The following is a 17,897-nucleotide window of genomic DNA, read 5'->3' on the forward strand; positions in this document are numbered from 1 at the left end:
AAACAGAAAGTCAATATTTAATCAATAAATTTTTCACCCTAAACTGGCACTTTATCGTTGCGAAAAAATGGTACTTTTTTATTTGCTATTTACATTTGTGCAATTCGTGTAATTTGTGGACGGCCATTCTCTTCTTCTTCTTCTCCTTTTGCCTTTCAACTTTTGACTTCTTCACTCCTTCAATCCATCAATCCTTCAATCCTTCAACGAACACTCCCGAAAAACAGAAAGCCTCCCCGGTTTCCCGAGCAGGCTTTTGTATATTTCTTATGCGTCACTGGCTGCGAAACCGCCAGGGCTTGCTTACCCAGGGTTCGCCGGCATAAGCAATCCCAATTCGGGGAGTTGCTTCCAGCTGTCGCGGTGCCGGGCCTTCTTCAAGCCACAAACGTGTCGACTGTTCCAGATCCTCACCGTAGAAACTCTTGTCGAGCTGTAGCTCGCGACCCACTTTGCCGGGGCCATCGAAGCCTTCTAGCCCACGGATGAGGACCGCTGTGCCTTCACCGGCATGGCCTGTTACAAAGTTAAGCATCCAGTACATGCCGTAGATCAGGTAGACATACACGCTACCGCCCGGCTGAAACATTACTTCGGTGCGGGCAGTGCGCCCTTTGCTGGTATGACAGGCTTTATCCTCCATGCCGCAATAAGCCTCTGTTTCGGTAATCCTGTAGCGCTTTATGCAGCCATCATCAAACTGGCGTACCAGAAACTGACCCGGTAAATCCTGAGCCACGATAAGGGTATCGCGTTGGAAGAAGTCAGCTGTTATTCGTTTCGAAACCATATCCATCTGTTGCTGTATCTGTTGAACTGCAAAGGTAGATAATTGCAGATGATCGTGATTTGTATCATCGATGATTTGGAATATGGCAAATCATTAGGTGGTTATATTAGGTGCTGGCAGGCTTATTATGATGTAATCTCTGCTGTTATGCCCCTTGCAGAAACTAAAATCGGAGCGTTAATGCGCGGTATAATTTCCCGGGCTTTTTAGTACTTTGCTTGTTTTTCCATAGTAGACCTGATTGTTTGGACTTTTGGGCAGGTTCTGAGATGGACAGGTGTTGATAGATCTCTCCCCACGATGGAAGTCCCCCAAGGTTACGGTCGTCAATGTACCAGTCGGCAACAATCTTGCGTCCGGCATTATGGTTATAATCTTCTTCCGGGTAGTTTTTGTTTACGGCGTAAAACTCCAGTCCGCGTGCTCGACAGTATTCCACCGCCTCGTCCAGTAATTTTCCATGTCGAACGGTCCAAAGAATCAATCGAAAGCCTTCTTTCCGCAACTGGATGAGTGTCTCAATGGCGAAGGGAATGTCTTTGCCAATCTTTGGATATTCGTGCGTGACGATTGTGCCATCAAAATCTACGGCAATTACTTTTTTACTCTTTATCATGATTGTAGAGTTGGTATTATTCTACTTTTCGCTGAAATAGCCACTTTTATTACTGTAGTATCCGCCATAAGTATATGCATACTGGGAGGACCGTTTGGGGTTTACGTCGTTAATTACAATGCCGACCTTCTTCATGTTGTGTTTGGATGCTAATGTTTGTAAAAGAGAGAGCAATTTTGCAGGGCTGTAATTTTGACGCACAACAAACAGGTTGGTGTCTGTAACTTTGTTAGTCACAGCACCGTCAGTAACCAACGACATCGGAGAGTTGTCGATGATGATGATATCGTATCTCTCTTTGAGTTCGTCGATCAATGAAGAGAAACGTTCGCTGTTGAGTAATTCTACCGGGTTCGGTGGAATTTCTCCGGCAGGAATAAAGTGCAGGTTGTTGAACTGGCTTTGTTTTATGATGTCTTCCAACTTGTGCGCTCCAATAAGATAGGTGCTCAGGCCGGGAGTTGCTGAAGCTCCAAAATAGTTGTGTAGGGTTGGTTTGCGCATATCGGCTCCCACAACAATCACCTTTTTTTGGTTCATCGCCAGAATGGCTGCCAAGTTTGATGATACGAATGTTTTTCCTTCCCCAGGTATCATTGAATGCACCCCAATAACTTTTTTCTTACTTTCGAAATTGAGATAATCCAGGCTGGTGCGCAGCTCCCGGAATGATTCGGTAAGGATCGATCTTGGGTATTCATTGACCGGCAAAGCTTCTTTGTAGTTGTTATGTATGATTGAAGCCAGCACAGGAATCGAGCTAATTCGTTCTATTTGCTCCTGATCCTGAATGCTTGTATTTAGAAAATCTTTAACAAGAATAAAGCAGACAGGCAAGAACAGACCTGCAAAGAGACCGATTAAAAGGTTTATCTTTTTCCGGGGACCAGTTTGAGTGACTGTAACTTCTCTTGCGGGATCGAGTATGTCAACATCCGGTACGTTAGATGCTTTTGTTATTTGAGCTTCAGCTCTCTTTTGCAGTAAGAAATTGTAAAGCTCATTATTCAAATCAACCATCCGTTTGATATTGATTAAATCTTGTTCTGTTTTGGGGTATGCACTCAGTTGTTTATTTACCTGTTCAATATCGTTGTTGATTGACTCGAGTTCTTTTTGAGTGTTGAAAACAAGGTTATTTAGGTTTTCCTCTAAGCTCTTTTTGATATATTCCAGTTCTCTTTCAATGATTTGAACACTTGGGTTTTTGTCGTGCAGGCTGTAGGAGAGTGCCTCTTTCTTACTGTTAAGCTCGCTAAGCCGGACGATCATGCTGTTTAAGCCTTGATCGGTAATCCCGACCACACTCGGAAAAATCATATTTTTCATATCCGAGTCTTTACTAATGTAGGAAAGCAAATTGGAATAATATTCTAATTGCATTCGTGCAACCGATCGTTTTGAGTCTAAGTCTGACAGTTTTTCGGCTACCAAAGAGGCTTCTGTTCCCAGATCAAAAACTTTTTTGTTGGATCGGTACTCGGTAAATTGACTACTGGTTGATTTGAGGGTGTCAACAATGTTCTTTAGTTGATAATCAATGAATTTAATTGTGTTGTCGGAGATTTGATTTTTTTGTTTTAAACCATATTGTATCAGAACATTAGAGAGCTCATTGACATATCTGAGTTGTTGTAGCGAATTGTCTCCTGTAAATTCAATTTTTATCAGATCTGCATTTTGGTTAACTCTGCTAACTACTAGTTTATCAATGTTCTTTAATGTTTGTTTGTCGAAATCGTTGAATACAAAGTAGAAATCTCCCTCTTCGGGAGGAGCAGTTTTTTGGATTGTGAAGCTGAAGTATTGATTTTCAAATGGTTCGTTAAATTTCGCTTTTGCCTCAAAATCCACCTCTGTTTCTATCCCTAAGATTTTGGTGCTTGCATCAACTGTGATCCGGTATTGTTCGTTGTCGATAGGATCGATATAAACCGGGACATCCTTCAGGTTAAATGCTGTTTTATCGAAGGCTACGCGATAAGGTTCGCGGCCATACACATTGAAATCGCCTATGGGCATTGCTTTGTACCAGGATATATCGCTTGCCAAGTTTTCTAATGCCTGGTGGTTGAGGCTGAAAGATCGAAGAATTTCAATTTGATTGTCAATGCTTACGTCGCCTTTTAAAGGGTTGTCACTAAATACATTGGCGATGTTGAGTCCGTCTGATTTGTTGTCCTTTACAATTAATGTACTGTTTACCTGAAAGCTCGGTGGGGCGAAATGGTTGAATGTGAAAGCCAGGGCTACTCCAATGAAAGCTGTTGCGGTGATCCATTTCCAATGAGCCAGTATTTTAAATAGCAATTCGACCAAATCAATCTGGTCTTCGTCATGTGCGGATGCTCCGGGTGTTAAAATTTCCTTGTTGTTCATAGCTTTTCTAATTACGTACAGCAGAATGGAATGTGTTTATTCGCTCATGAATTTGAGCACAACTATTAATGTTGAGATCGATGAAAGAATTAACGAATACAGAGACGCATTAAGTCGCGTATTTTTGTATTTGTCGGGCCACACATAAACAATGTCATTGGGCTGTAAATAATAGGCCGTTGAGTTGAGAAATGCCTTGTCTGTCAGATCGATTTCGATGTTAGTGGTTCCCGATAAGCTTTCACGTATCACGACCACTTTTTTCAATCGGCTGTAATCAGTTGTTCCACCGGCCTGACTGATTGCTTCTAGTAGCGTGCAAGTGTTGTTGTAATTGTATATTACACCGGGCTTTGAAACTTCACCCATAACGACGATTTTGAAGTTCAACAGTTTCACCGTAACAGTTGCTTCTTTGAAGTACTCGTTTACTTTTTGTTCGACCGTTTTCTTTACTTGGGCGAGTGTTTTGTTGCTTGCACCAACAGCCCCAATGATCGGAAGTTCGATGTTTCCATTCTGATCAATCAAATAGCCGTTGAGGTATTGTGAGCTTACCGAACCAAACTGTTGTGCCATCCCTCCCGAGTAGCCTGATCCCATGGCCGGGTTGAACAATTGATTGACCTCGGGATTGATTGACGAGACCTGGATAAATAGGTTGTCTCCGGGTTTAAGCTGGTAGCTGTCAGTTGAAAACGGTTTTGCTTGAATCGTTTCTCCTTCAGGTAGGTTTTGTAGGTAAATCAGTTCTTTATTTGATTTACATGAACTGAAAAATAACAATGCCAGCATACCGTAGAGAGCTGTCCTGATCAAATTTTTGGTCATAGTCTATCAAGAAATAATTTTGTTATTTGTTGTATATCAGCCTCCTGTTTGGCTGCTAAGTCTGCTTGTTATTCAAAAATCGCTTTGGCGACCGAAAATAGTAAAGTTTCCGTGTACATCGAAACCATACGCTAAATTCAAGTCTTTTTTAACGGTTTGTTGTTCATCGCATTGCTACTGGTTAATACTGATGGCAATTGAGGCGCCAGGCCCCCTGTAAATCCCCGGAAAGAGCAGGGCTGCTTCACAAAATGTAGAATATCGAATAATCAATAAGAAATGTCGAAGGATGAAAACGGACGAAGTCGTGAGTAATGAGTTTTCAGTCCCTAAGTTCCAAGTTTTCTACTTCCACTCGTTTCCGAACGAGTGGTTTACGGTTAGGCGTTTTTAACGCTTTATCTAATCGTCAAAAACCGCTGGTCCCGATACAATCGGGAAGAACGACTTACCCCTCGTCTCCGCTTCACTCAGACGAGGGGTAGCGGAGCAAAGGATTACTGTGAAACCTGCAACGGCCAATTAATAATTAATCAATCATTAGTCATCAATTGTCACATCCCCGTTCCCTTCAGCATCACGGTAAAGGTCTTCAAAATCAGCAGCAGATCCAGCTTCAGCGACCAGTTGTCGATGTATTCCATATCCTGTTTCACCCAGCCGTCGAAGTCCGTATTGTTGCGGCCGCTCACCTGCCAGATGCAGGTAATCCCCGGCTTCATACTTAGCCGCCGGTTTTGCGATTTTTGATATTGGTTCACCTCGGCAGGCAGCGGTGGGCGTGGGCCAACCACCGACATATCACCATTCAGCACATTCAAAAACTGCGGAAACTCATCCAGCGAATACTTCCGCAGGAAACGGCCTACACGCGTAATGCGGGGGTCGCAGCGCATCTTGAACACCGGGCCGTCCTGTTCGTTCTGTTCCATCAGGCTCGCTTTCAGGGCTTCGGCATTCACCACCATGGTGCGAAACTTCAGACAGGCAAAGCGCCGCCCGAACAAACCCACGCGTTGCTGGTTGAAAAAGATCGGGCCGCCGTCGTCCAGCTTAATCGCAATAGCAATGGCCAGCAATACCGGCGAGGCCATGATCAGTGCCCCCAGGGCCACCACCATGTCCAGCCCCCGCTTCACTTTCAGGGCCAGGTAGTTGTTCGGAATATTGCGGAAGACAAACAGCGGGTTATCATTAAATATCGTGTAGCCCGCCTTCAGTCCGTAGCGCTCCAGTACAATCGGGCGCAGGCGAAACACAATGCCCCGTTCGGCACAGGTCGCCATCAGCGGGTTAATCTCTTCGTAGTTAATCTTACCCCGGGCATACACCAGTTCATCCACCACCAGCTCGTTCATCAGTTGGGGCAGCGGTGTTTGGCTGTCGTAAACGTCCAGCTGATCCTGGTAACGCCCGCGCACTTCACGGCTGTCGGTTACCAGCGCCTGGATGCGGTAGCCCCAGTCTTTAGTTTGCATCAGCTCTTCCACAAAGTCGGCCGAGCTGTTGTCGGCCACCACCAGCAGCTGCCGCGTGTTGTAACCCCGGCGACGCATTAGCTGCATAAAACGGTAGAAGAAAGCTTTAAAGCTGTATAGCAACACCAGGTTGATGGTGGCAAACAGCGTCAGACTGCCCAGGTCAATCCAGCGGGTATCCAGGTAATAGTGGGCCGTGAAAATCAGCCCCGAGCTAATGGCCGTCACCTTCAGGTAGCGGAAGAAAATCTCGTGGTAGCGGTCTTCGCGGCTCATCTGGTGCAACCCGCTGTATTCAATGGCGATCCAGGCTGATAAACTTACCAGCAACAGGTAAAAGTTAAACTCTTTGCTGGCGAACAGCGCCTGGTAATGGGGATAGTGGTACAAGCCACTGGCTGCCGAAAAAGCAGCGACCGACAACATGGTCTGCATAACCTGGTTGATGCGGGCCAATACTTGTTCACGTTCTCTAAGCATGGTTTCGTCTTCTGTTTCGTCCTTGACAAACAAGGTGTTAGTTTACTGATCCGAATGAGTGGGGTGGGTGTGTTAATTGGTTGTTTCGGAAAGCTTCAGCAAGGTACAGCTTAATTGCCGACCTGCAAGCCAGATATTCAACTTATTTGTTTAGCATTTGGGTCTGTTGATCTTCTGCTTTTTTATTTCATATATTTCGCTGTAGCAAGTCGATACCTTAGCTCCACTTCCTAGAGTGGAATTTCGGTCCAAAATAGAACTCGAAATAGATAAAAAGTTACAACACTGCTGCTTTGTCATTCAACACTCGCTTGTTCCGAGTCTGATTTATTCGCACTCCGTAATTGCGGCGTTGATCTTCAGCAATGAATTACTTTCCAAATCTTTCTATTTCGACTGCCTCTATCAGTTCTACTTGATTGCTTCCCAAGTCGGCATGGATGATACAGCCCAGTTGATCAATACGAATTAATAGTCTTTTGCGGCCTCGTAGTTCTGATATCTCCCCGATGAAATTAGCGAAAGCGCCTGTGCGGATTTTTACTAATTGTCCTTTCTTAATGCGTTCATTGGTAACCTCCAGTCCAGGGATATCGTTTTTTAGAAACAATTTTAGATCGTTGATTTGGTGTTCCGGTATTATTGCAGGTCGATTATCAAAACGAACAAAATTAATAATGCCGGGAACGCTTATTGTTTCGTAATAGCGTCGGATGTCGATGCGCACAAATAAATAGCCTCGGATAAGTGGTTCTTCGACCGTCTTTTTGCGGTCGCTCCACTGGCGGACGACTTTACGCAGGGGGAGGTACGCTTCAATATCGCGGCGCTGAAGCATCTCGAATACCTTGCGCTCGTGTTTTGCCTTTACATATACCGCGTACCATTTCATAACATTGCTCCCTATTCGTGTATTTTGTTTGGTTCTTTCAATTTTCAAGCTTTCCGGACAGCCTGCCGATGATGAAGCTCTCTTTTGTCGGCAAATGATTGATAATCAACTCTTCGGTCATGCTTGTTTTTGTTGCGAACAGGGGTGCGTGTTCCCGACAAGACAAGGCTACGCCAACACAGTCACAATTCGTTGTTTCCTGAAAAGGGATTTTTATTGTTTAAGCCCTGCTAGCGTTAAAACGATTGAACCGCAATGATGCGACAAAAATAAGGCATTAACACTTATTTAGGCTTACCACAAGGTTAAGCAAAATATGAGTGGTACGAATTTTGGGACGAACACCCACTTTCGCTATACGAACGGATTTTCGCCATCCCGCATTATCAGCCCGAATTGCTGCCTGGAAGGCCGGGGACTGTCGTTGGGTTTTGGATTTATGATGGCTGGAAAAAATAATTAAGATCAATTGGTCTTTAGTTTCATCTTTCTATCCGATTGGCCACATAAGCTGCTTAAAGTCTTAAGTTGATGGTCGGTTTCAAAAGGCCGCAGAGGTGCTTTTTGCACAGAAAATACAACATAAAATGTGAGACTCGATCTGCGTCTGATCCCGGCCTCCCGCCCCCTTTTAAACGACCTATATTAAATGTGTGTTAAGAATGAGACGTTTCGTTTTGCCCATAGCAGGTGGGTTGCGTCTAGTCGGTAGTCGGTACTCGGGAGATATGGACCTGGGACTGAACCCTGGGACTGCGACTGCAGTTCGTGGGCAACCGTTCGTTTGATCTCTCCGCGTCTTCTCCCGAAGCGAGTTCGGGACAGGTTTGCGGTTAAAAAGTTCTAGGTTCCAAGTTTCACCAAACTTCATCGAAGCGTTAAGCCCCTTTAGGGGTTTGGGGTAGAGTTGTTTCGCGGTTCCTCATTCGATATTGAATATTGGTTATTGGAAATTCGAAATTAGCAGCCTTTGTGCATTTCCCAACATCGCGGGGATGGGAGGGAAAGCCTCCTTCTAACTCCCCAAAGGGGGAGGACTGAACACTGTGACTGCGACTGCGACTATAATTTGTGGTCAATCTGACAATTCGTGTCATTTTGGGGCAGCCTTTTAATTCGTGTCATTCGAGTAATTCGTGGAACATCGTTCTCCGCGTCTTCAGCGGTTAAGCTTCCCGGTCGTTTTGTGGAGAATGGAGACACTGATTTTTATAAGAATGGCGACGCTGATTTTTATGATGTTTATGATGGGTTATGATTTCAACCTGTCAGCGTCCGCAGTACCTGACAGCGTTAATCCAGTTTTCCCGACGCGGTTACAAACCGCATCACCCGTTTCCCCCGTCTTATTCCCCCGGAGGGGGAAACACTGAACACTGTGACTGAACACTGCGACTGAATTTCGTGGCCAATCTTCCTCTGCGTTCTCCGCGTCTTCTCCCGAAGCCAGTTCGGGACAGGTTTGCGGTTTCATCGCATTTTCCTAACATTGCAAGGGGATCAGGAATTGAGGTCTTTCTTTATTTTTTCCAGTACTGATAGTAATGGTGGAATATCTTCACGCAGCGTGTTGAAAATTTGCTCAGCATCGACATCGAAATAATGATGCACAATAATATCACGCATTCCCATCGCCTGTTTCCATTGTATTTGGGGATATTGGGATAACAACTCTTTGTGGGTTACTTTGTCGAGGTTTTTAATGCTTTCGCCGACTGCTACCAGTTTCATGCAGATACTGTCCAAGAGTATCATTCCTGTTTCTGAAGCGGTAAATTCATCGGCTGATTTTAGGTGTCTGGTTCTCTGTAAAACTGTTTCCAGGTTTTCATCGATTAATGAGATGATATCGAATGCCAGGATCCGGTCAAACATAGATGCCCTCCTGTTGAATCCTTTTTTTCAAAATCCGGTTCATTTTTTCGCGAAGACGCACAACATCAACAGTACAATGCAGCAGCTTTTCAAGCTCATTTTTAAGTTCCACTATCTTGAAAAGGCTCAAAGGCTCGCCTTCATAATAAATATCGATATCGCTTTTCTCTGTTTGTTCGCCACGGGCAACCGAACCAAATATCCCCATACGGTTTATTCCGTATAAGAAACCTCTTTGGGTTTTAAAATTGGATAACAGATTGATGTATTCCTGCTTTGAGTTCATTTTAGACTACTTTAAATGTTCGCGCGTGGGTATCCTAGCTGAAATTCAGTCTTCAAAGACTAAAACAAATATATTCTTTTTCTCCGTTAAATCATGAGGATGTCTGGAGTATTTATCGTCTAAGCCATAGGGGAGTTGGGGATGAAGTCTTCAAAAAACAAATTCCAAAAAGCAGAATCCAAAGTCCAAAAACCAAATTTCAAGATTCGGCGCTTCCCCGTTTTGCGGTTCCTTGTTTCTTATTCGATATTGAACATTGGTTATTGGAAATTCGCCGTTAAAAGCCCTCTTCTTATTCCCCCGGAGGGGGAGGACTGAACACTGTGACTGCGACTGCGACTGCGACTATAATTCGTGGTCAACCAATTCGTGTCATTCGGGTAATTCGTGGACCATCGTTCTTTGCGTCTTCTTTGCGTTCTTTGCGGTTAAATCCATCACTGGTTGATGCGGAATTCGTCGACGAAGGATGTTTTTACACAGCGGAAGCCGATGTAGGATTTGGCGGTATCCTGGTATTCGAAGCTGCGGGTACCGTTTCGCAGGAAGTAGCCGATATCTTTCCACGATCCGCCGCGGATCACTTTCCGTTTCAGCACGGGCGGGTCGTCGGGGCGGGCATTGTATTCAACCGAGGGGTTGAAGTCGCTCATAAACTCATAGCCCGATTCGTGGAAGGCTGAGCTGGTCCATTCGGCCACATTGCCGGCCATATCGTACAGTCGCTTGTTGTTGGGGGCGTAGGATCCAACAGGCATGGTGGTGGTCGACTGTTTGCTGTCGGCCACATAGTTACCGCGGCGTGGCTTGAAGTTGGCGATGAAGCAGCCCATCTGGTTGCGGATATAATAGTTCCCCCAGGGATAGAGGTTGCGTTCCTCACCAGCCCGGGCGGCATATTCCCATTCCACCTCGGTGGGTAGCCGGTAGTCGAACACATCGACACTGTTCAGCCGATGCTGGTACTGGTTGTACTCGTTGGTGCGCCACTGGCAGAAGGCTTTGGCTTGTTTCCAGCTGACGCCCACCAGCGGATAATCGTCGAAGGCTACATGCGAGAAATATTTTTGCGTCATCGGATCGTTATACGAGTAGGTGAAATCGCGCACCCAGCACAAGGTGTCGGGGTAGATCGGTGTTGATTCGCGAAATACAAAGGACGAGCGGCTGGTGATGGGCTTCACCTGCCCGTCGATATCAGTTACCGTTCCGTTGTACGACTGGGTTTCGTAGTTATAGCTGTTGGCCCGTTTGGCTGCCTGCTGATAGTCGACCCACTGATATTCGTAAATGAGTTTGCGCGCGTCGATGCCCCGTTCCCACAACACGCGGTTGTCGGCATCGAGGTAGAGGGGCTGCAGGGCCTCCTCAAAGTCGGGATTATCCCATTCCAGGGGTTCATCCCAGTTCAGGCGCGGGTAGTCCAGCGGTTCACCGCGGTCGGTTTCGGTAAGCATAAACTCCGGAAACTGATCGGCCAGCAAGCTGCGGGCGATCGAATCGCGCACCCAATACACAAACTGTCGGTACTCGTTGTTGGTGATCTCGGTTTCATCCATCCAAAAAGCTTCAACCGACACCCGTTTGGCTTGGCCGTGTTCCTGGTAGATCTCATCGTCGGGCCCCACCACAATCGTTCCCCGCTGAATATAGGACATGCCGAAGGGAACCGGCTCAAAATAAGGCTTATTCTTATTGGATGCCGTGTATTGTACCAGTTCATTCTTTTCGCAAGCCGAAAAGAGAAGCAGGCAACAAACGAGTAAGCATGAATAATTTAGTCGCATAAAATAGGGTGCACGTGCAAGTTTAAAAACGCAGACCTGCAAGTTATATTGTTATTATGAACTAAAAAAGTGTGACCGCCGATTTTGAATAAGTGGATTGCCGGATTATTGGATTACTGGATCGCTGGATGTTTGGATTGCTGGATGTCCGGATCGCTGGATTACTGGATGTCTAAGAATCCGAAAATCCAATAATCTGACGATCTGATGCTGCGACTCCTTCAATCCCTCAATCCTTCAATAAGTCCAGAAGTCCAATAATCCGAGCATCCGAATATCCGATCATCCTGAGACTGCGACTCTTTTCTACCGTCGTTCTTCTCAATTGTCAATAGTAAATCGCTGAATGGTAAATTCTCACGGATTGTGACTGCGACTGCGACTTCTTCAATCCTTCAATCCCTCAATCCTTCAATCCTTCCGACGATCCAGCCATCCGAAAAAAAAGCCTCCGAATTTCTCCGAAAGGCTTTTCTATAGTAATGATTTGGTGATTTGTTAGTACTCCCAAAGATCCTGTTCCCAGTTAAAGATTTGCTGTTCGATCCGTTTCGACTCGTGCATGGCATCCAGTCCGGTCAGGTATTGGCTGATGGCCCGGTTGTTATACACGTTGCTTTCTTTGACCACATAGCTGTTGAAGCGGCGTTTGATAAACAGATCGTCGAAGGACATGTTGTAGGCCGTGTTGTGGGTGTTCATCACGGCATTGCCGGCCAGCAACTCGCGGGCTTCGGGGTAGTAAACCCAGAATACCTGGCGGCGCTGAACGTTTTCGCGGTTAATATCTTCGTCGCGGTAATATTCCTGAATGGGGCAGAGGCCGATGATGCGTACGTTCATGGTTGATGTTTGCTTGTCGAAGAACCACTCTTCCTTAATCATGATCTGCATGATCTCCTCACCACGAATCTCTCCTTCAATGGTTTTGTCCTCAAACTCGCCGGTTGTCAGGTTGCGCACACGACGGGTACGGGTTGTGGCACCAAAAGCTTCTTTCACCTGTTGGTAGGTCATCGGAATTTTAAATTCATCGTCGTAGCGTGCATCGTAAGCAGTTAGCAAACCATCTTCAATGTTCTTGAGCAGAAGATTGATCAGGTTGTTGCGTCCTTCGGTTTCGATGGTTGGGAAATAAAGCACCTGGTTCATCTTTTCGCGCAGGTCGATGATCCGCCAGATTTTTTTGGACCACATCACATCGGCTTCCCGCAGGTGGGGGAAGGCCATTGGCTTTTTTCGGCTAATATCGGTGCGCTGAAAGGCGCCGTCGACAATTTGCGCCTGTGCTGTTTGTTCGCCGAAGCAGCAAGCAGCAAGCAGGAATCCCAGGGCTATGATAAGCTTTTTCATTTCGTTTATTTTTAAAATATCCCTCACCCGTTGTTGGCGGGCAAAGTGGTCGTTGTATGCAAACGCGTTCTGACTATAATTCACAGGCCTTGCGGCTCTTTTTATGAGTCCTTGTTAAAAGTTGAGTTGTCGTTTTTGCCTTTTAACAATGCTCGGTGTTTTTATCGTATTTTAAAACTGATCGGTGCCAGTGCCCGGTCGGTTTTGTCGTCACCATGCGCCATGATGTTATCGAAATAAATGATGCTTCCCGCTTGCAGGTTGGCAAACTGCTTGCGCATGTCGGCCGAGAACATATTCGATTTGGACGACCAGGTGTTGTTAAAACCACCGGCTCCGGTAATGGTCACATCAAATTGGGTAACTTTAAATTTCAGGTCGAAGTCGAAGTCGATCAGGGCTGCAAAAATACCTTGTTCGGCCATCAGGTCTTCCTTGCGCAGAACACCGCCGTTCTTCTCGGCAATTTGGGCTACCGGGTCGGGTACTCGTTTTACGCGGAAGGTCATTGCTCCCATGCGCCGGGTGCTGCCATCGATGGTGGCGTTAACAATGACCTGGGTGTTTTTGCCGGCAATATCTTCTTTGGAGGGGAAGACATACATCCCGTCGGCACGACGTTCTATTTTTCCGTTGGTGATGCTCACATTCAGGTTTTGCGAGGGTACGCCCGGAACCGACACACTGATAGGGTTGGCAATATTCAGGTAGAAAACGTTCATCTTTGTTGGTGAAATGGTAACGCTTGGTTTTCCAACCTGGTATTCCTGCTCAAAGGTGTAAATATTGGTTCCGCCGTCGGGATTCTGAAAATGAATCTCACCATTGTAGGTGAATGTTCCCGATTTGCCGGCTTTCACTTCGTAAATTCCCTTGCCTCCCTCGATGGGCAATTCCTGATTGCCAACAATGACGGTTGGTGTTTGTGTTGTATCTTCAGCTGCTAAAAAAACGCTGGCACGATAGACGTCGCCTTCCAAAACGTAGGACGATTTGGGGATGACCACCGCATTCAGTTTATTGAACTTGAACGAGCTCGCATCAATCTGGCTGTACAGGTAGTTCAGCAGGTTGGCTTCGGTATTTTTTACGTCGATCTGCATTTTACTCAACAGAGTAATGACTGCAATCATCGGTTTGTGTTCGAAGTTTTGTTCTTCCCAGCTTAGGTTTTCACCGCCTTCTTTCATGTTTCGTCCCGGGTCGGCTGTTGCCAATTCCTGCTCGATGCTCGAACGGATTGGTGCATTGTCGGGCACCATGGCTGTCAGGTCATTACGCAAGCTGCTGATAGCGTTGCGCAGTTCCTGGCCTCTTCCCAGGCGGATCATCAGCTCCGACGGAACATTCAGCTCGTCATCCTTGGAAATCAGCAGCGAGTCGCCCGCATAGTTCTGAATGTAGGAGCGTTCGGGGTTGAACTCGAAGCCATCGATGTCGGCAATCTTCACACCGCCGCCGCGGACCACCAGGTCTTCCTTGATGTCGAAAATTAATTTTTGTACCGAGTCAACCTTGGCCTTCACCAGATTGGCTTTTTCAAGCCAGGGGCCGACTTTACTTTGGTTCATCTGGTAGGCTGCTTCGAAAGCAGCATACTGCTGTCCGCTCTTTTTCTGGAGCGTACTGTAAGTTTGCACAAGACTCGAATCAACCACACGAAAGGCATCTAACACTTCGGCCGCGACATTCATCGCCATCATCGCCAGAAGAACCAGATACATCATGTTGATCATTTTTTGCCTCGCTGTTTCCGGGCAATTCTTTGTTCCCATATCCTGGCGTTTTTATTTTTTATAATTCATGGCTCCTAACATATTGCCATAAATTGAATTCAATGCTTCTAAGTGTTTGTTTAGCTCGGCAGCGTTTGATTGATATTTTTTCACTTCTTCAACCGAGTTTTGAATCACCTGGTTCATCTGTCCCATTTCTGCGAAGAATTTTTGCGAGGCCGCCAGCTGTTCGCTTGTTCCTTTCAGTTGCGATACGTACGAGCTGTTCAGCGCCTCCAGGTTTTCATTCAGCTTGGTCAGCTTTTCGTTGTAGCTGCTCGATTTTTCGCCTAAATCGCCAAAACCCCGTTCAATGGTTTCGGCAACCTTATCGTAGGAGTTCACCAGCTTTTTACCCGACATGGACAATACGTTGGTAAACTCTTCGCTGGACATGGCCATTTTGTTGAGCATCTCGTCGCCACGGGAGCTTAACCGTTGAGCGGTGTTGGTATACGATTCCACCAGTACATTGACCGACTGGTTGATGTCGCTATTGGCTTTGGAATTAATTTCGGCAAAGGTGTTCATCGACTCTGAGGCTGAGTTGAGGTTCTTCACATAAACGTCGGTAGCCAGCGTGGCCGAGCTGATGTCGCTGATGGAAGAAGCGGTATTGCTTAGGTCGGTTAAACCTTTGGACACCTTGGTTAGCAAATCGGGTGAAATATCGGCCTGACCAAACAGCTTGCTCAGCTGGTCGTCGCGCGATGTGTCGTCATCGTCATCGGGCACAAAGTCTTCCCGAAGCTCGGGGTACACTTTCGACCATTCCGGAAGCTCCATAGGGGGTTCGAAGGCCGAGATGAAGAAGATAAATGCTTCGGTACATAGACCGACAACCAAAATTGGTCCGGAGAAAGCCCAGTGCTGAAGTTTAAATAAGGCACCGATCAAAACGACGGAAGCACCAAAGTTATACACATAGCCGGTAAAGACTTTCCAACGCTTGCTATGTAACATTTCACCAAAACTCATAATGATCACAATTTAGGGTTAAAATTCGTTTCCAAAAGATGAACGGACGCAGCGGAATCCAATGTAAGATTTAACGGTGTCCTGATATTCGTAGCTTCTTGTTGAGGTTTGCACATATCCGGCAATGTCTTTCCACGAGCCACCACGAATTACCTTGCGTTTCATGGCCGGTGGGTCGTCGGGTTTAGCATTGTATTCGAAATTCGGGTTGAAATCGTGCATGTACATGTAAGCCGATTCGTCGTAAGCAGTGATGGTCCACTCGGCTACGTTCCCGGCCATGTCGTACAGCCCGAATTTGTTGGCATCGTACGAGCCTACCTTCATAGTGGCCATGCCGCCGTCTTCGATATAGTTACCCCGTAAGGGTTTAAAGTTAGCCAGAAATTTACCCTTTTCGTTGCGGGTGTAGTAGCCCCCCCAAGGGTACATTGATACTTCCTTGTCCGCACGTGAAGCATACTCCCATTCTACCTCGGTGGGCAGTCGATAGTCTTGCAGCGGTTGCTCGCGGTGACCCAGCAGGTATTCGTTATGCAGGCGTGTGCGCCAGTGACAGAAAGCCTTGGCCTGTGTCCAGGTTACGCCAACAACCGGATACTCGTCGAAGCCGGGATGCCAGAAATAACGGGTTGCCCAGGGTTCGTTGTAGGAGTAGGTGAAATCGCGGATCCAGCACAGCGTGTCGGGATATACATTCACCAGGTCGCTGAATACAAAGGACGAGCGATTCTCAATGGGCTTGGCAGCACCTGTTTTATCGTAGACCACGCCATGGTAACTTTGCGTTTCGTAGTCGTACATATTGGCGCGTTTGGCCGCCTGTTGGTAATCGATCCAGTAGTAGGTGTAGAACAGTTTGCGGGCATCGATTTCCTTTTTGTTGAAGATGCGGTCGTTTTCGGCATAGAACATGGGCTCCAGTGCATCGGCATAGTCGGGATTATCCCACTCCAACCGTTCATCCCAGTTTAAACGCGGCGGATCGATGGGATTGCCATCGCGATCCTCGGTAATCAGAAACTCGGGAAACTGCTCGCCAAGCATGGTGCGGGCAATGGAGTCGCGCACAAAATTGACGAACTGGCGGTATTCGTTGTTGGTAATTTCTGTGTCATCCATCCAAAAGGCATCAACAGAAACAGTCTTGGTTGGTGTTGACGACCAACTGGCGTCCTGATCACTCGGGCCTACATTAAAGCTTCCGCGATGAACGAAGGTCATTCCGTAAGGTGCGGGTTCAAACCATTTGCCTCGCCCTTTCACACCAGTAAGTTCACCGTTGCTGCCCGAACGATTACAACTAATCATCGACAGGATCAACAGAGTCATCGAACAGAGAGAGAGTATTTTTTTCATAACGATGATATATGTTGCTAACTTTTAGAATTTCTATAAATAACGTACACTCTTATATTTTTTATTTTTCCCTTTCCGGATTGCAAATACATAGCTTAAAAACAGCTCGTGCGATCCGGAACTGTCGGCTCCCAGGGCCGATGTGGTTAAGTCGTAAGCATAACCTGCTTTCAAACCGCTCTGTAATTCAACGCTTAACCCGATGATTAGACCTTCGTTTAACCGATAGCCGATACCGCCGGTAAAGCGTTCGTTGTAAGTGACATCAACATTTAAATCCGTTTGCGATGCGGCCAGATCTGTTCGGTACAAAACAGATGGCTGCACTGTGAATAACGGATTTGACATCTGAATAGTATATCCGCCGGTAAAATAATAATGGCGGGTATAAAATGTATAGGCGTCATCGGAGAACGATATTTCGGCCTGGTTGAGGTGAGTGACTGAAATTCCCGCAAAGTAGTCGGGGGATTTCAGGTACAAACCAAAGCCCAGATCGAAGGCCACCTGACTGACATTTTCGTCGGGAAGGTACGGATCACTAACCACATAATCCCCGCGGGAGGGCGCATCCCATGTTCCGTCGATGGCTTTGTTGAAGATTCCCAGCGATGTTCCTATTCCCAGGTTTCCCCAGCCGGTTTCAACCAGGTATGCGTAGTTCAGGTTAACCAGCGTGGTTTTTTCAAAACCCAGCTCATCGCGGATAACATTCAGCCCAATACCACTTTTTATGCCCCATAGTTCAGTTGACGATTCTGCACTGAACAGTTTGGTTTTCGGAGCTCCCTCGAGTCCGCTCCACTGTGTTCGGTTCAGAATCAGGCCTGATATTGCCCTGCTGGTACCGGCATAACCGGGATTGTTCGTCAGCTGTGCAAGCTTGTAGAAGCTAAACTGAGGATCCTGCTGGGCAATAGCGGCTAAATTAAATATTATTAGCAGAAATGAAAAGCAAAATAATTTTTTCATAAATGGGGCTAATAGCCGGTTTTTAGTATGGTTGGACAGGCTGGAT

The 17,897-nt window shown here is 46.4% G+C and carries 14 protein-coding genes; all 14 read right to left on the reverse strand.

What is annotated here, in order from left to right; all coding sequences use genetic code 11:
- Positions 1–274: 274 nt before the first annotated feature.
- The gene (locus C8N47_RS09990) at positions 275–796 is read right to left on the reverse strand and encodes a DNA-3-methyladenine glycosylase (protein WP_245915701.1); all 522 of its coding nucleotides are present in this window, start codon (positions 794–796) and stop codon (positions 275–277) included.
- Positions 797–953: 157 nt separating this feature from the next.
- Positions 954–1,406, reverse strand: coding sequence for a BT0820 family HAD-type phosphatase (locus tag C8N47_RS09995; protein ID WP_107822419.1), 453 nt, complete (start codon positions 1,404–1,406; stop codon positions 954–956).
- A 21-nt stretch (positions 1,407–1,427) separates the two neighbouring features.
- Positions 1,428–3,785: a GumC family protein gene (locus tag C8N47_RS10000; protein ID WP_107822420.1), complete on the reverse strand. Its 2,358-nt coding sequence runs from the start codon at positions 3,783–3,785 to the stop codon at positions 1,428–1,430.
- A gap of 36 nt (positions 3,786–3,821) precedes the next feature.
- Complete coding sequence (locus C8N47_RS10005; RefSeq protein ID WP_170111358.1) at positions 3,822–4,604, reverse strand: polysaccharide biosynthesis/export family protein; 783 nt, start codon at positions 4,602–4,604, stop codon at positions 3,822–3,824.
- A gap of 566 nt (positions 4,605–5,170) precedes the next feature.
- Complete coding sequence (locus C8N47_RS10010) at positions 5,171–6,574, reverse strand: sugar transferase (protein ID WP_107822422.1); 1,404 nt, start codon at positions 6,572–6,574, stop codon at positions 5,171–5,173.
- Between the two features lie 370 nt (positions 6,575–6,944).
- A complete protein-coding gene (locus C8N47_RS10015) occupies positions 6,945–7,466 on the reverse strand; it encodes a UpxY family transcription antiterminator (protein WP_146161499.1) in 522 nt (173 codons plus the stop codon).
- Between the two features lie 1,500 nt (positions 7,467–8,966).
- Entirely contained in the window at positions 8,967–9,341 is a 375-nt protein-coding gene (locus tag C8N47_RS10020; protein WP_107822424.1) for a HepT-like ribonuclease domain-containing protein, read from the reverse strand.
- Complete coding sequence (locus tag C8N47_RS10025) at positions 9,334–9,627, reverse strand: nucleotidyltransferase family protein (RefSeq protein ID WP_107822425.1); 294 nt, start codon at positions 9,625–9,627, stop codon at positions 9,334–9,336. Before C8N47_RS10025 ends, C8N47_RS10020 begins: the two co-directional genes overlap by 8 nt.
- Positions 9,628–10,064: 437 nt before the next feature.
- Entirely contained in the window at positions 10,065–11,414 is a 1,350-nt protein-coding gene (porK, locus tag C8N47_RS10030; protein ID WP_107822426.1) for a T9SS ring complex lipoprotein PorK/GldK, read from the reverse strand.
- Positions 11,415–11,912: 498 nt separating this feature from the next.
- Positions 11,913–12,767 (reverse strand): type IX secretion system ring subunit PorN/GldN, encoded by an 855-nt coding sequence (porN, locus tag C8N47_RS10035; RefSeq protein WP_107822427.1) that lies wholly within the window; start codon positions 12,765–12,767, stop codon positions 11,913–11,915.
- A gap of 161 nt (positions 12,768–12,928) precedes the next feature.
- The gene (gene porM, locus C8N47_RS10040; protein ID WP_107822428.1) at positions 12,929–14,542 is read right to left on the reverse strand and encodes a type IX secretion system motor protein PorM/GldM; all 1,614 of its coding nucleotides are present in this window, start codon (positions 14,540–14,542) and stop codon (positions 12,929–12,931) included.
- Between the two features lie 12 nt (positions 14,543–14,554).
- Positions 14,555–15,520: a type IX secretion system motor protein PorL/GldL gene (gene porL / locus C8N47_RS10045; RefSeq protein ID WP_107822429.1), complete on the reverse strand. Its 966-nt coding sequence runs from the start codon at positions 15,518–15,520 to the stop codon at positions 14,555–14,557.
- An 18-nt stretch (positions 15,521–15,538) separates the two neighbouring features.
- Positions 15,539–16,879 carry a T9SS ring complex lipoprotein PorK/GldK gene (porK, locus tag C8N47_RS10050; RefSeq protein WP_107822430.1) on the reverse strand — a complete coding sequence of 447 codons (1,341 nt, stop codon included), beginning with the start codon at positions 16,877–16,879 and terminating at the stop codon, positions 15,539–15,541.
- Positions 16,880–16,912: 33 nt separating this feature from the next.
- Entirely contained in the window at positions 16,913–17,851 is a 939-nt protein-coding gene (locus C8N47_RS10055; protein ID WP_107822431.1) for a PorP/SprF family type IX secretion system membrane protein, read from the reverse strand.
- Positions 17,852–17,897: the final 46 nt, after the last annotated feature.

This window comes from Mangrovibacterium marinum (genome assembly GCF_003046625.1).
Taxonomy (GTDB): domain Bacteria; phylum Bacteroidota; class Bacteroidia; order Bacteroidales; family Prolixibacteraceae; genus Mangrovibacterium; species Mangrovibacterium marinum.